The 13,961-nt window shown below is 40.5% G+C and carries 14 protein-coding genes; 12 read left to right on the forward strand and 2 right to left on the reverse strand.

Annotation, left to right across the window (positions count from 1 at the left end):
- Positions 1-9: 9 nt before the first annotated feature.
- The gene (locus tag PZ638_RS02345; protein WP_112307398.1) at positions 10-630 is read right to left on the reverse strand and encodes a flavin reductase family protein; all 621 of its coding nucleotides are present in this window, start codon (positions 628-630) and stop codon (positions 10-12) included.
- A gap of 620 nt (positions 631-1,250) precedes the next feature.
- Here PZ638_RS02345 and PZ638_RS02350 point away from each other — a divergent pair.
- The 9 genes from PZ638_RS02350 to PZ638_RS02390 all read left to right on the forward strand — a co-directional run bounded on the left by PZ638_RS02350 (position 1,251) and on the right by PZ638_RS02390 (position 9,021).
- Positions 1,251-1,580, forward strand: a complete 330-nt coding sequence (locus PZ638_RS02350) for a helix-turn-helix domain-containing protein (RefSeq protein ID WP_036958338.1) — start codon at positions 1,251-1,253, stop codon at positions 1,578-1,580.
- A gap of 161 nt (positions 1,581-1,741) precedes the next feature.
- Complete coding sequence (locus tag PZ638_RS02355) at positions 1,742-2,329, forward strand: fimbrial protein (protein WP_004261070.1); 588 nt, start codon at positions 1,742-1,744, stop codon at positions 2,327-2,329.
- A 62-nt stretch (positions 2,330-2,391) separates the two neighbouring features.
- On the forward strand, positions 2,392-2,970 hold the full coding sequence (locus PZ638_RS02360) for a fimbrial protein (protein WP_096864581.1): 579 nt from the start codon (positions 2,392-2,394) through the stop codon (positions 2,968-2,970).
- 88 nt (positions 2,971-3,058) lie between these two features.
- Positions 3,059-5,611 carry a fimbria/pilus outer membrane usher protein gene (locus PZ638_RS02365; protein ID WP_180312337.1) on the forward strand — a complete coding sequence of 851 codons (2,553 nt, stop codon included), beginning with the start codon at positions 3,059-3,061 and terminating at the stop codon, positions 5,609-5,611.
- Positions 5,612-5,625: 14 nt separating this feature from the next.
- Entirely contained in the window at positions 5,626-6,363 is a 738-nt protein-coding gene (locus PZ638_RS02370; protein ID WP_226617120.1) for a fimbrial biogenesis chaperone, read from the forward strand.
- A gap of 50 nt (positions 6,364-6,413) precedes the next feature.
- Positions 6,414-6,809: a fimbrial protein gene (locus tag PZ638_RS02375; RefSeq protein WP_140172615.1), complete on the forward strand. Its 396-nt coding sequence runs from the start codon at positions 6,414-6,416 to the stop codon at positions 6,807-6,809.
- The gene (locus PZ638_RS02380) at positions 6,802-7,317 is read left to right on the forward strand and encodes a fimbrial protein (protein ID WP_094961429.1); all 516 of its coding nucleotides are present in this window, start codon (positions 6,802-6,804) and stop codon (positions 7,315-7,317) included. The genes PZ638_RS02375 and PZ638_RS02380 overlap by 8 nt, the downstream gene beginning before the upstream one ends.
- Positions 7,317-7,850: a fimbrial protein gene (locus PZ638_RS02385; protein ID WP_094961428.1), complete on the forward strand. Its 534-nt coding sequence runs from the start codon at positions 7,317-7,319 to the stop codon at positions 7,848-7,850. The genes PZ638_RS02380 and PZ638_RS02385 overlap by 1 nt, the downstream gene beginning before the upstream one ends.
- Before the next feature lie 16 nt (positions 7,851-7,866).
- Positions 7,867-9,021, forward strand: a complete 1,155-nt coding sequence (locus PZ638_RS02390) for an adhesin (protein WP_094961427.1) — start codon at positions 7,867-7,869, stop codon at positions 9,019-9,021.
- Between the two features lie 24 nt (positions 9,022-9,045).
- Here PZ638_RS02390 and PZ638_RS02395 read toward each other — a convergent pair whose 3' ends face one another.
- Positions 9,046-9,819 carry an AraC family transcriptional regulator gene (locus tag PZ638_RS02395; RefSeq protein ID WP_094961426.1) on the reverse strand — a complete coding sequence of 258 codons (774 nt, stop codon included), beginning with the start codon at positions 9,817-9,819 and terminating at the stop codon, positions 9,046-9,048.
- 192 nt (positions 9,820-10,011) lie between these two features.
- Here PZ638_RS02395 and PZ638_RS02400 point away from each other — a divergent pair, with 192 nt between their 5' ends.
- The 3 genes from PZ638_RS02400 to PZ638_RS02410 are packed head-to-tail and all read left to right on the forward strand — an operon-like array spanning position 10,012 to position 13,960.
- Complete coding sequence (locus PZ638_RS02400) at positions 10,012-12,429, forward strand: DMSO/selenate family reductase complex A subunit (RefSeq protein ID WP_164454935.1); 2,418 nt, start codon at positions 10,012-10,014, stop codon at positions 12,427-12,429.
- Positions 12,426-13,064, forward strand: a complete 639-nt coding sequence (locus PZ638_RS02405; RefSeq protein WP_110592493.1) for a DMSO/selenate family reductase complex B subunit — start codon at positions 12,426-12,428, stop codon at positions 13,062-13,064. The genes PZ638_RS02400 and PZ638_RS02405 overlap by 4 nt, the downstream gene beginning before the upstream one ends.
- On the forward strand, positions 13,061-13,960 hold the full coding sequence (locus PZ638_RS02410; RefSeq protein WP_094961424.1) for a dimethyl sulfoxide reductase anchor subunit family protein: 900 nt from the start codon (positions 13,061-13,063) through the stop codon (positions 13,958-13,960). The genes PZ638_RS02405 and PZ638_RS02410 overlap by 4 nt, the downstream gene beginning before the upstream one ends.
- Position 13,961: the final 1 nt, after the last annotated feature.

Below are 13,961 nucleotides of genomic sequence, written 5' to 3' on the forward strand. Positions count from 1 at the left end.
GATTTATGGTCACTTAGGTCGATACATTTTGAGGTTTTGCTGCTGTTCAATCCAATAGTAATCAGCTGGCCCCCCTGCACGCAATAGCGGTTTCTGGCTAGCACAATCATATAAGCCATTATTCAAGGCTGATTCATCAATATGCACCATGACGACTTCTCCCATCACCATCCAAGTATCCAATAGTTGCCCATCCGCCCGTTTAAGTTGCTGATATTGCGTGACAACACATTCCATTGAAACGGGTGTTTGAGCGATACGGGGCGGTGAAACGAGTGTTGAAGGGAGGGGGGATAGCCCCGTTAATGCAAATTCGCTTTCACCATGTGCGAGTGTGGCACTACTCATATTTACGTGTTCACCGAGTGAAAGCGTGGCAAGGTTATAAACAAACTCCCCTGTTTCGATGGCATTAGTTACTGAATCTTTTTTACCAACACTCGAGAAGGCCAATATCGGTGGTGAATAATTGAAAATATTGAAAAAACTATAAGGAGCTAGATTGGTTCTACCTTTACTATCACAGGTTGATATCCAACCAATAGGTCTAGGACCAATGAGTGATGGGATAGGGTCATGGGGTAGCCCGTGACCCTGCTGTGGTTGGTAACTATAAAACTTTGCTATCATTTTGGAGTCCTTTTTAACATTACTTTAACGGATATTTGAACAAGGTGTTAGGTATTTAAATAATAAATGCTATTAATGCATAAAGAATGCAGTAAGTGGATATTTTATTTTTAATTTTTCTTATATTAACGTTTGAGGATATAACTTAATATAATAATATTAAATTAAATAGTAATTGATGATTATCTTTATTTTATTTATGAGTTTTAGTATTGACTTTATTGCTTAACTCTATTTTTGTGTAAATCCAGTGGATTGATTTATTTTAATTAGAAGCTTTAATTTATTCTTTTAATTTCGTTATTTTCTGCATGTTAATATTTTTATATTTAATTAATCCGCCTTGCTATTATCTTGATTTATTTTTTTTAACCTTTTGATTTTTAGTATTTATTGTGTATTCATCTAAGTTATATTACATGGGTTATATAATTTAATAGGAAATAGCTATCAAATTATATAAGTTCGATCGATACAAACGTATTTACAGAATTAATTAATAAATCTATATTTAAATTAAATTATTCTCTATTTTTATTAGATGTAAAAACAAACTGATTCTTAAGTTCGTAACGAGTCATTTAAAATTTCAAATGGGAGTTTTATTCATTGGAATTAATATGATAAAAACAAATGCGTTATTACGTCGGGATGTTGGGTTATTTTTAAGACAAGCCCGAATTGATAAATCATTAACAGGGTACCAACTAGCTAAAATACTAAAAATAAGTCAACAACAGGTTTCTCGTTATGAGAGAGGGGAAACCGGTATTAATGTTGAAGTATTAAATACTCTTTTGGGCGTATTAGAAAGAAATTGGTTAGAATTTTTTTTCAAAGTCCTAGTGAATCATTCGAATGAAATTGCAGATATAAGAATACAAAATGAATTTTTTAATCTCATCGAAAGATCACTTTTCTACTATTATGGGGAATCAAAAAAAAGATAATTTTCAATTGGGTATGTGGTTGGAGTAAAAAATCACTCACATGGCGATGCTTAGTTTTATGTCCTCTTTAATTGAATTAAATATCGAAATTAGATTTACGCTATTGAATATTTAATGGCGTATTTATTGTAGTTTAATTTTTTAATTGAAAGGAAAAATATATGCAATTTACCAAATTAAATATTGCACCCTATTTATCAAAATCATCTCGGTTATTTATTTTTACTGCATTAATAGCTGGTATTTTTTCAACAAATTCTGCTGCCGACAACACAGGTACAGTTGATTTCGAAGGTGTCGTTGTTAGTACTCCTTGTAATATAGCGCAATCCTCACTAAAGCAAGTTATTGATTTTGGACAATTATCTCGTCGAGCATTGGAAAATGGTCGCGTGGCTGAGGTGAAATTTAATATTGAATTTACTGGGTGTGATTTCACTGACTTTGATATTGATACAGCTGGAAAACCTATTGCTGTTAAATCAATGGAATTAGTGTTTACAGGGCAAAGCTATGCGGATGCAGCAAATACTTTACTTTCTACCTCTGCGGGTAATACCAACAATGTAGGAATTGGTATTGATGGATTTGAGTTTGGAAAAGCTAAAGATGTGCTTTCACGTATCATCAATAAAAAAGGAGATAACGTATTATCTTTCAAAGCGTTAGCAAAAGCTGTTGATACAACGAAAAGTGTATCGGAAGGTAAGTTCAGCGCAGTAACAAACTTTCGTATTACCTATCAATAACTAAATGGTTTAACCGCCAGAATTGACTGGTGGTTAAATATTGATTCGCTAGAGGGGGGGGCATGGTTAGTTATCAAAGGGTTATGAATATAATAGTCTTGTCGATAATGCTTATTTTTAGTATTCACTCATATGCAGACCCCAAAATTATTAAGCCCTACAACGTCAATGCAAGAACATTACTTAAAGGCAGTGTTATCGATGCGCCGTGTTCAATAACGTTGAAAAATCGCTATCAAACTATTGATTTTTCTTCTTTGGCTCTCGCTTTTTTGTCAAATAGCTTGCAAAGAGAAATGCATGATCAGCCTTTTATTATTGAGCTACAAGATTGTGGTAGTGCTTATTCAACCATTGACCTAAAAACATGGAAAATACGCTTTGTCGGCCAACGTGCGCAATATATTGATGCTTTTACGTTACAAGGTGCTTCCGAAGGGCTAGGCGTATCGGTATTAGACAACTCAAAAATACGATTACAGCCTAATAAGGTTTATTCATTATCTGACAATGTGTTGTATCAAGATAAATCAGGATACAGCCTTTTCCTTCGCTATTTCTTACGTTTGGAATTAACCGGACAGCCGATTCAAGCGGGCCGTTATTACGGGCTGATCCGCTTTTTCATCGATTACCAATAACACGCACGAAGAATATGTTTTTATGAGCTTCATTTTGAAGATGAACTCTTATTGCATTTAATCTGGTATAGCTAGGATGGTATAGAGCATGGTGTTCAAAACTAACGAAAAATTGAAGCTAGCTTGGCTCATTGCTTTTCTGTTACCGAGTTTTATAGGATGGAAAGCATTTGCAACTGAATTTAATACAGATGTTTTAGATGCAGATGATATGCAAAATATTGATATGAGCCAGTTTTCGGTAGCAGGGTATACGCTACCGGGGGATTATGTTTTTACTCTCTTTGTTAATGGGCAACGTTTAGGGGCACCCCGCAATATCTCCGTTTATGAAAATAAGCCTATTGCAGGCGAATCAACCCAAGCGACACAAACTATTTGTATTCCTCCTGATATCCTTGAGTTAATTGGGTTAAAGCGTTCTACGATGGAGAAAGTGACACTTTCTCATAGTGGAAAATGCCTCGATTTTTCTGCGCTATCAGGCGTTCAAACAGCCATAGAGCTCAGCACCTTATCGCTGAAAATGACTATTCCGCAAATATGGATGGAATATCGCGACCCTTACTGGGTTCCTGCTAATTTATGGGAAGAAGGAATAGGTGGCGCATTTATTGATTACAATGCGAATATTTCTGCAACCAAAGAAACGAATAGTAATCGGCAAATCTATTTATCAAGTAATGGAATCACTGGGGTAAATTGGGGGGCTTGGCGCTTACGTGGTGATTACAGTACATCTTATCAGAAGCAACGGGGGGATTATCCTCAAGAAAAACATCACTTTGATTTTACTCGTCTTTATGCATTTACTTCATTGAAAGATAGTGCCTCAATCTTTACGTTGGGAGAAAATTATTTTTATTCGGATATCTTTGAATCTTGGCAATATACTGGTTTTTCTTTAGAAAGTGATGACCGCATGCTACCGCCTAAACTAGTGGGGTATGCACCTGAAATTATTGGTGTTGCAAATACTAATGCGATTGTAATTGTTCGCAGCCAAGAACGTATTATTTCTGAAACGGCAGTGCCTCCTGGACCATTTCGTATTCAAACACTTGATAGTGGGATCCGTGGTGTATTAGATGTGACTGTGCGTGAAGAAAATGGGGAGGAGAGCAAGTTTAGTCTTAGTACAGCTTCGTTACCTTATTTAACACGTCCCGGACGCGTTATTTATAAAGTCGCAATGGGAAAGACGCGTTATGACAATCGGCATTTGACAGGTGAGCCTGTTGTAAGTGGTGAATTATCATATGGTGTTTCAAATGCATGGTCATTATATGGAGGAACTCAACTTAATGGTTATTACCAAAGTGCAGCATTAGGGATCGGACGGGATCTTTTTTCAATAGGCGCGGTTTCTTTTGATATCACACAATCTTTTGCCGATTTTTCAGATAAAAGACGCCAAGGCCGCTCTTATCGCGTTAATTACGCAAAATCTTTCGATGAGCTACGCACAGATATTACCTTTGCAGGCTACCGTTTTGCCGACAAAGAATACCGAACACTAACGCAATTTATGGATGAAGAGAGAATAGGTTATGGTACTCAGGCAGCAAAAGAAAATTATCAATTATATTTAAATAAATATTTTGATGATTTTAATATTTCTCTTAATTATCAATATAGTACTTATTGGCAGCACGACTCACAAACGCAATACGGTTTATACATTAATGCGCCTTTAAATTTTCCTCTTCTGTCCCAGAATGCCGCAAATTTATCATTATCAGCAACTCGTACTGAACGAGACAATGGCAATGAAGATGATGCAATTAACCTATATCTCACGGTACCGTTATTCCGCGGGCATAGCATCACATTTTCTGAACTCTACTCACGGTCAGCGGGTAATAATCAATTTAATCATCAGGTTGGCTATAGCGGTTATGGGGAACAAGATAATTACAATATCAATGTTGGTTATAACCACGGCCAACATATTGATAATCAAGTGAGTTTGAGTGGCTTTTATTCACGAGATATCTCTCAAGCAAGTACATCTATAAATGCGAGCTATGTGCCTGATCAATACCACAGCATTGGCGGGTCAATCAATGGCGGGCTTACATTAACCTCGAAAGGGGCGGCATTGCACCGATCAGCGCACGGTGATACACGACTTATGGTTGAAACCCCCGACGTGAGCGGTATTCCTCTCGATAATGGGGTGATTAAAACCAATGCATTTGGGTTGGCTGTTATTCCCAATGTGAATAGTTATCGAAAATCAACAGCTTCAATTAATACCAGCCAGTTACCCGATGATATCGAAAGCCTCGATCCCTCGACAGATATTACGTTAACCAAAGGTGCCATAGGCTATCGCAGCTTATCGGTGATGAAGGGGCATAAATTATTTGTTGTTTTTGCTTTGTCAGATGGAAAGCACCCACCTTTTGGTGCCAGTGTACGTAATAAAAATAACCAAGAAGTAGGGCTAGTGGGTGAAGGCGGTGTGACGTGGCTAGTGGGGGTATCACCTCAAGAAAAGTTGTCGTTGTATTGGAATAACCAGCCACAGTGCGAGTTATCTCTACCTGAAAAATTAAATGAGCTTACGGATTTGTTGTTGCTGCCATGCTCTTCAGTCAAAGCGGTTCGTTCAGTTTATTCATCATCAAGTAAATGATTGTGAGGCTAATTATGTGGAAGTTAGATATTTGTTATCAATGGATTGTGAGAGTACTGCTTGTAATACCTATATTATCATTTAATACCTACGCAGCAGTGACCCTGGATCGAACTCGGATTATTTTTCCTGGGGATGTGAAATCGATTAATATCAAGATAACTAATGATAACCCAGAAGAGGCGTATCTCGCACAAAGTTGGATTGAAGACCAACAAGGTAAGAAGCTAACAAAAGGAGCGTTATTGGCCACGCCGCCACTACAACGCGTAGAGCCGAATAGCCAAAGCTTAGTTCGCTTGAGTCTGACGCCTTTATTTAGTCAGTTACCGCAAGATAGGGAATCCGTATTTTATTTTAATTTGCGAGAAGTCCCGCCTAAATCTCATGATGCGAATACCTTACAAATTGCTTTGCAATCGCGAGTGAAGCTTTTTTATCGACCTCCGTCCATTTTAGCCAAGTCAGAAACAAACTGGGCACATAAGGTCACATTAATGAAAACGAATAAAGGGTATCAGCTCAATAATTCAACGCCTTTCAATTTGACGGTTATTGGCTTGGGTAATAACCAAAAACAGTCGGAACAAAGCCAATTTGAAGTGGTGATGGTGCCGCCTAAATCGACTCAAGAGTTTATTTCCCAGCCACTAACAAGACCTCATTTAACCTATATCAACGATTATGGCGGAAAACCGACTTTGGCTTTTCATTGCCAACAAGACGTTTGCACAGTGGTGGATGAACATTAGTTAGCTGAGGGGGATATACGCCTAGCATCAATAATAGAAGGAGTAATGCATTGATAAAGCATATGCTTATTGGTCTATTTTTCATCAGTGGCATGATAGGAGTGATGGCTTCAGCGAACGGACTTTTAAATCATACTGCGGTGAATGAATCACATTATGAAGATTTAAATAGTGGATGGTTAGAAGTGAGCGCTCGATTATTCAATTCGCCTTGCCACTTAAAAATATCAACCTCAGCGGTGATGTTGACTCAATGTGGTACAGGTGGTGCATTTTCTGCGGATAAAACGCAAACAACGCCCGCACAAATACGCTTCTATGATGTGCAGAATGGAAATGTTACGGCCATAGAGAAAATGAATTTATTAAACGGTAATAATTTTATTCACCCACCTGTTTCAATGCATAAATCGAATTTATTACGGTTGGAGGTGGTTTATGAGTAAGGCAATTTTACTTTTAAGCCTTGTACTTCCTATCTTTGGTTGGAGTAAGGAAAGCCTAGATGTGGAATTTAGTGGCATTTTAGTCAACAAAACCTGTCAGTTAGCGGCTGATTCCATCAATAAGCGGGTAAAAATTGAAAATATACGTTTGAAGTCGATTAATGACAACATTCCTAGTGATATTACACCATTTTTTATCACGATTGAAAAATGCAGCCAAGCCGACCTTAATAAGATGATTAAGATTACCTGGAAAAGCCCAAAACAAGTCACTGTAGAGGGAGGGAATTACCTTGGAACGGATGGAAGTAGTGGTGTGCTGCTTGGTGTAGTTGATAAGCAAGGCGCACTTGTTACTTGGGATAAATCGATTGAGGTAACACCTGTTACGGTTACAGATGGAAGTCAGCAATTGGAATTTGGTGTATTTGTGCGTAAAAATCCGTTGAATGAAGCAAAAAAAGGGGTTTTCTCAAGCTCAGCGACTTTTTCATTGGAGTATGAGTAATGAATACAATCAATTGGTTATCTAAATTTGTTTTGTGTTTTTTATTCCTCCCATTTATGTCTAAGTCGGATGTTTTAATCGATGTGAGCGCGACGTTAGTCGACCCAGCCTGCCACCTGCGTAGCGAAGATAACAGTTCACCGTTAAAAATCAATTTTGGGGTGATTAATATACCGCATAACTCTGATGATATTTCCCAATCCCATATATTTCCATTGTATTTAACTGGCTGTAATTGGAATAAATCACTCGGTATTATGATTAACCCCAAAAATAGTAACACTATGGTTTATCAAGGAAAAAGTATTTTATCCACTAGTACTGATGGCCTTGGCATTAATATCAATAATATAACTGGTGGTGTGGCTCATCCACTTGAAGTTAATCAAATTCAACAAATATTTCCAGAACAAATAGATGCCACTTTACAGCGAATTATTTTACAAGCTGAGCTCGTCAATACCCTACCAGCGAGCCAACTCCGTGCTGGAAAATTTAGTGCTATTGCCATGATTTCGGTCACTTACTATTAAGGCGGTAATATCGGTTATGTCTAATTTTCAAATCCTGTTTCAGGCGGTTTCTAGCTCTATGGTGAAAATACCATTTCCCTTATTTTTTAAGGGAGAGTTTTTTAAACAAACATCTAGCTTATCAATGTATTTTCTGGTGGCCATTCTTAGTTTGTATGGAATGAATGCTCATGCAGATTATGCATCTCGAATACAAAATTCCAATTCAGGTTATTCAATTCGGATCGATAGTAATAGTGTTATTGAACCCGTTGCACGAGTTGGTTCTGATGGCAAAAATTATTATCGTGTAGGAAACCCTATTGTTATTGATGGTAATAGTGCTCAAGTGAGTGTGTCTGGCTTGGTTGATTGTGTTGGGAGACGATGGGGGAGCAGCAATACAAGAATTCATTCATCACAGGCATTTCATCGTTTGTTTATGTATGTAGCTTCTGCGGGAGTCACGATTGATGGAAAAACAGCCTACCGGATCAATAACAATTTAGTGATGACGGTGGAAACTCCAATAATGAATTGGATAAATATTGATGCAGGAATGTGCTCATATGCTTATGTGGGGCTTGTTAGGGCTGCCCAAGAGTTTACCAGTCAATTTCCAGTTACTATTACATTTTTTATTAATGAGCAAATTATTGATGGAAAACTGGTTATTCCTGCAATGGATTTAGCGGGCTATGTTCGCGCTTTTACTGAGCCTAAAGCAGTGCCACCCTTTGATAGCTGGCCTTTATCTGACTCAACAGTGCCAATGCGTCTTGCCGCTTCTCAGTTAAATGTGAAAGCAATGTGCTCCACGCAAACGAGCTCTGGGCAGGCTAGTACCGTCAATTTGCGACACGGTCAATTAAGTAGTATTCATTACGATAGCTTGGTGACGGAAAGTATCAGATACACGTGCAAATTTGCTGCCTTAACGAAGGTAAGGTTACGGTTAGACTATGTGACAGATGGCGACCCACAAAAGCGCTTGCCAATGAAAGATGCTTCAAATAGAACGATTTACAGTAAGTTAGACATTGTGGATGAACAAACCGGCGCGACAGGTACAGATATTCGTGTGGGAATTCATTCAAATCGCACTATTTATATTCGTAGTCGTATTCAAGGAAATAATGCAGACGCAGGAAGTTATCAAGGGTCTGCATGGTTAATTGCCACATTTGACTAAATTGAATTTTTGAATGGTTAGGTGTTATCCACTAATTCTCTGAATAAAACTGGATGGACTTTGCCCTAACCATTTTTTAAACATGGTCGAAAAAGACCCAACGCTGCTGTAGCCTAAATCAAATGCGACCTCAGTAATGGATTTACCTGCAGAAATATGGGTAATCGCACTTAATAAGCAAGCTTGCTGCCGCCAGTCAGAGAAAGATAACCCCGTTTGAGCACCAAAAAAACGGCTAAATGAGCGCTCACTTTTATGTAGTTTTGCCGCCCACTCCTGTGGTAATGAGGTGATTTGTGGCGCTTTTAGGAATTCCCGGCACAATTGGGCTAAATGTTCATCTCGTGGGATGGGGGCGTAGAAAGGCAGGGGCTCTGCTTGTGCAATTTCATACAAAATCAATTGGTACATCACACCATCACGACCATTTAAATCATATTCAATTGGGGTATCAACTGCTTCAAGCAATAGCTGACGAAGTAAGGGGGAAACCCTGAGTACTTCGCATTTGTTTCCCCTACGTGGAGCGGCTTTGGGCTCAATGTATAAGCTACGCGTACTGACATTCAACATGCGCGTTTCATGGGGCGTATTACAGGGGATCCAAACACCACTATCAGGCGGTATGACCCACTCGCCATCTGCGGTACTCACTTCAATCAAGCCTGTCGCACCATATAGAAACTGGGCACGGCGGTGAACGTGAGAATCAAGCAGCACATTTGGTAGGTAATCAGTGCCGATCGCTAAAACATCACGCGGAGTTGCATCGACAGTTTTCAGAGGAATATTTCGCATAGGAATTTTTCTTGGCTGAGATTCAAAAGCTATCATCTATTTTCTGAATATAGGCAATTTTTATTGATATAACCACATGTTTTCCGTGGTTGGCTGAAATTCCAATGTGTTTGGCAGGTTTTCGAAAGTTGGCAAACAGGGAAATGTTTACCCTATCGCGGCAACCTAATGTATGCCAGAGGTAGAGTTATCATGGAAAATTATTACGATCAGGCGGATAGTGAGAGTCTGATTGAACCCCTAACCCGTCGTCGGTTTATTCAAGGCAGCTCTGCGCTCATGGCTGTCCCATTTATTGCGACAAATACTGTTGCATCGACACCAGAAAACCCGAATATCATCCCAACCACAACGCTGCAAAATGAAGGCGAGCGAGTGGTCTCCACCTGCAGTAGTTTTGACTGTGGTGGCAAATGTGATATTCGAGCACACGTTAAAGAAGGCGTGGTGACACGAATTAGTACCCGTCCAGATGCCGATTTAGACGAAGAGATGCCCATCATGCGTGCTTGCGTGCGTGGCCGCAGTTACCGGAAGTTCGTTTATCACCCAAATCGCCTGAAATACCCAATGAAAAGAGTGGGCAAGCGTGGAGAAGGGCGCTTTGAGCGAATTAGCTGGGAAGAGGCGACAACCTTGATTGCAGACAACATGCAGCGCATCAACGCCCAATATGGCCCTGCATCGCGCTTTGTTAGCCTCAGCACTGGGGTAACAGGGGGAATTTTCTCCGGTGCCAATATGTTGCGTCGGCTGTTTAATATCACGGGTGGTTTTTTAGAAAATTACCACTCAGTGAGCAATGGCAATACCATGGCGGTTACGCCTTATACCTATGGCACGTCAGCAAGTGGTAGCACGTTAGATACATTAGAAAATACGCCATTGGTGATCCTGTGGGGACATAACCCGAACGAAACCATTTTTGGTCATACGAATCATTATTTCCAAAAAATGAAAAAAAATGGCGCCAAATTTATTGTTGTTGACCCACGTTACTCGGATACCGCATCGTCATTAGCGGATCAGTGGATCCCCATTTTGCCGACAACAGATAATGCGATGATGGATGCCATGATGTATGTGATCATCAGCGAAGGCCTGCATGATCAATCTTTTATCGACAAATTCACTATTGGTTTTGATGAGCACCAGATGCCCGACGGCATCCCTGAAAATGAGTCATTAGTGGCATATTTAATGGGGAAAAAAGATGGTGTGGTGAAAACTCCTGAATGGGCAGAACCTATCACCAAAGTCCCCGCTGATACCATTCGTCAACTGGCTCGCGAATATGCCAATACAAAACCGGCGGCCTTAATGCAAGGTTGGGGGCCTCAACGTCACATCTGTGGTGAACGCTCCGCCAGAGGGGCCACGCTATTAGCCACAATTACCGGAAATGTAGGCGTAAAAGGGGGCTGGGCTGCGGGCTATGGAATGGCAGTGACCCCTGATTTACGTAAAACGTTAGCGGGCCCTAGCCTATTTGAAAACCCAGTTAAAGCGAAAATCAATATCACCAATTGGGTGCAAGCTTGTGAAGATAAAGCATTAGTTACGCCAGATAACGGTTTAAAAAACGCGGAAAAACTCGATACGGAAATCAAAATGATTTTTTCGTTAGCGGGTAACTATATGACTAACCAGAACCCCGATATTTTGCATGCTGCTAAAGTTCTGGAAGATGAAAGTAAAGTTGAGTTTATCGTTTACAGTGACTTATACATGACACCCAGCGCCAAGTATGCCGATATTTTATTGCCTGAAACCAGCTTCTTAGAGCGCTGGAATGTGGGGGGAACATGGGGAACTGGCAACTATATTATTTTATCGGAAAAAGTCGTTGAGCCTGAATTTGAGCGGCGTAGTGACTATGAGTGGTTGCGAGAGGTCGCTGAAAAACTCGGCGTTGGCGAGAAATTCAGTGAAGGTCGTACAGAAAAACAGTGGATCGAGCATTTAGTCAATGATGCCCATCAGAAACGCCCAGAAGATGGCATTCCAACTTTTGATGAGCTGCTGGTTAAACGCCGTCATTTGTTAAAGCACAAACCCCATGTTGGGCATGTCGCTTTTGAGAAAAATATTAACGATATCGATAATAACCCGTTTGAAACGCCATCAGGAAAAATTGAGATTTTCTCTCAGCGTCTTTATGAACGTAATGATGTGGATATCCCTGCGTTATCCCATTATGTGCCTGCCATTGAAGGGCCTGAAGATGAACTTGTTTCCCGATATCCATTGCAGTTGATTACTTGGAAAGGCCGTAACCGTGCCAATTCAACGCAATTTGCTAACCCGTGGCTACAAGAGGTACAGCGCCAAGAGTTGTGGATCAACCCCATTGATGCCAAAAAACGAAATATTACGGATGGAGAGCGCGTCAAAGTGAATAACGACCGCGGTATCACTATGGTGCCCGTCAAAATCACCCAGCGGATTATGCCCGGAGTGGTGGCTTTACAAGCAGGAGCATGGTGGCAACCTGATGAAAATGGCGTTGACCAAGGTGGTTGCGCTAACGTTTTAACATCAGCCCGTAGCACAGCAATGGCACATGGAAATGCCCATCAAACCTTATTGGTGGAGGTAAGCAAAGCATGAGTAAATTTCACGTTTATCCCGCGATAAGCAGCAAACAGCTTGGTTTTTATATTGATTCTGCACGTTGCTCAGGTTGTAAAGCCTGCCAAGTGGCGTGCAAAGATAAAAATAATCTCGATGTCGGGCGCAAATATCGTCGCGTATATGAAGTCGCGGGTGGTGAGTTTATTGAAAATGGTACGGGAGGACTGGTGAATAACGTCTTTGCTTATACGTTATCCATTTCCTGCAACCACTGCGCCGACCCAATGTGTGTGAAAAACTGCCCGACAACGGCGATGCACAAGCGTGAAGGGGATGGCATCGTGATGGTCAATACAGACAAATGCGTAGGTTGTGGAACTTGCGCTTGGTCTTGCCCATATGGCGCACCGCAAATGAACCCTGAAACCAAACAAATGTCGAAATGTGATTTTTGCATCGACCTGCAACTAAAAGGGGAGCAACCCGTCTGCGTCGCCACATGCCCATTAGGGGCCATTCAGTTTGGCCCAATAGATGAACTCAGACAACGTTATGGCGAGCTGGCGGATGTCCGTGGGTTGCCAGACTCATCGATTACCCATCCCAATTTAGTGATCCACCCACATCTTGGGGCTGGTCGCACTCAAAACTCACAAGGAGAAGCCAAATGAATGAATGGCCATTATTGTTATTCACATTTTTAATGCAAACATCCATTGGGTTGAGTGTGATGTTAGCGCTTTTTGCGAAAAAATTATCAGCGGTTTTACCTCATAAAACGAATACACAATTTTTGCAGCAATACGTGTTTGTTGCCTGTGTATTTGCGGGGGTAGGTTTATTGTCTTCAATCACCCACTTAGGGGTTCCTTTGAATGCGCCTAATTCTTTGTTGAATATCTTTTCATCGTGGCTAAGCCGTGAAGTGGTTTTCACTGCGACCTATTTTGCTTTTCTTGGGCTGACTTTTTTGTGGCTATGGTTCAAAAAGGAATTGTCATTTCTGCTGCTTGGTTTGGCTATCATTGCTGGGTTATGTGATGTGTATGCCATGGCTTCAATTTATCGTTATACATCAATGTTAACGTGGATGAATGATAATACTTATTTGATGTTCTACGGCACGATGCTTACAGCAGGAGCTGCTGGGTATTATTTATTAATCAATTTGTTATTGCGCTTCCATGCAGGCTCGCCAGCGGCTCAAGTCTCAACGCGTGGGTTATGGGTGCTATGGGCGGTTATTGGCATTAGCTTATTAGCCCGTTTAGTTTATCAACCTGCCTATGAAAATTACTTAGTTAGCACGAGTTATCATAATGAATCGATTACATTTCCTATCGACTCTATTCATGCCTACCAAAGGATTTGGTCGCTGCGTATCACTAGCTGGGTAGTTGGAATACTGGCGGTGATTTTATTGGGATATGGATTATTTCGCCATATGCGACAGACTGCGAGTGGGGTTATGACTTCGAGCAGCAAAGGGTATTTAGTGGTGGGTTTTGCGGCTGCCATAATTGCTGAATTTATGCTGCGTTACTGTTTCTATACTATTCATCTGTAAA

The organism is Providencia hangzhouensis (assembly GCF_029193595.2).
Lineage (GTDB): Bacteria > Pseudomonadota > Gammaproteobacteria > Enterobacterales > Enterobacteriaceae > Providencia > Providencia hangzhouensis.

Coding starts and splice junctions, on each gene's coding strand:
- PZ638_RS02345 (WP_112307398.1), bottom strand. CDS start 630: ATGATAGCAAAGTTTTATAGTTACCAACCACAGCAGGGTCACGGGCTA.
- PZ638_RS02350 (WP_036958338.1), top strand. CDS start 1,251: ATGATAAAAACAAATGCGTTATTACGTCGGGATGTTGGGTTATTTTTA.
- PZ638_RS02355 (WP_004261070.1), top strand. CDS start 1,742: ATGCAATTTACCAAATTAAATATTGCACCCTATTTATCAAAATCATCT.
- PZ638_RS02360 (WP_096864581.1), top strand. CDS start 2,392: ATGGTTAGTTATCAAAGGGTTATGAATATAATAGTCTTGTCGATAATG.
- PZ638_RS02365 (WP_180312337.1), top strand. CDS start 3,059: ATGGTGTTCAAAACTAACGAAAAATTGAAGCTAGCTTGGCTCATTGCT.
- PZ638_RS02370 (WP_226617120.1), top strand. CDS start 5,626: ATGTGGAAGTTAGATATTTGTTATCAATGGATTGTGAGAGTACTGCTT.
- PZ638_RS02380 (WP_094961429.1), top strand. CDS start 6,802: ATGAGTAAGGCAATTTTACTTTTAAGCCTTGTACTTCCTATCTTTGGT.
- PZ638_RS02385 (WP_094961428.1), top strand. CDS start 7,317: ATGAATACAATCAATTGGTTATCTAAATTTGTTTTGTGTTTTTTATTC.
- PZ638_RS02390 (WP_094961427.1), top strand. CDS start 7,867: ATGTCTAATTTTCAAATCCTGTTTCAGGCGGTTTCTAGCTCTATGGTG.
- PZ638_RS02395 (WP_094961426.1), bottom strand. CDS start 9,819: ATGCGAAATATTCCTCTGAAAACTGTCGATGCAACTCCGCGTGATGTT.
- PZ638_RS02400 (WP_164454935.1), top strand. CDS start 10,012: ATGGAAAATTATTACGATCAGGCGGATAGTGAGAGTCTGATTGAACCC.
- PZ638_RS02405 (WP_110592493.1), top strand. CDS start 12,426: ATGAGTAAATTTCACGTTTATCCCGCGATAAGCAGCAAACAGCTTGGT.
- PZ638_RS02410 (WP_094961424.1), top strand. CDS start 13,061: ATGAATGAATGGCCATTATTGTTATTCACATTTTTAATGCAAACATCC.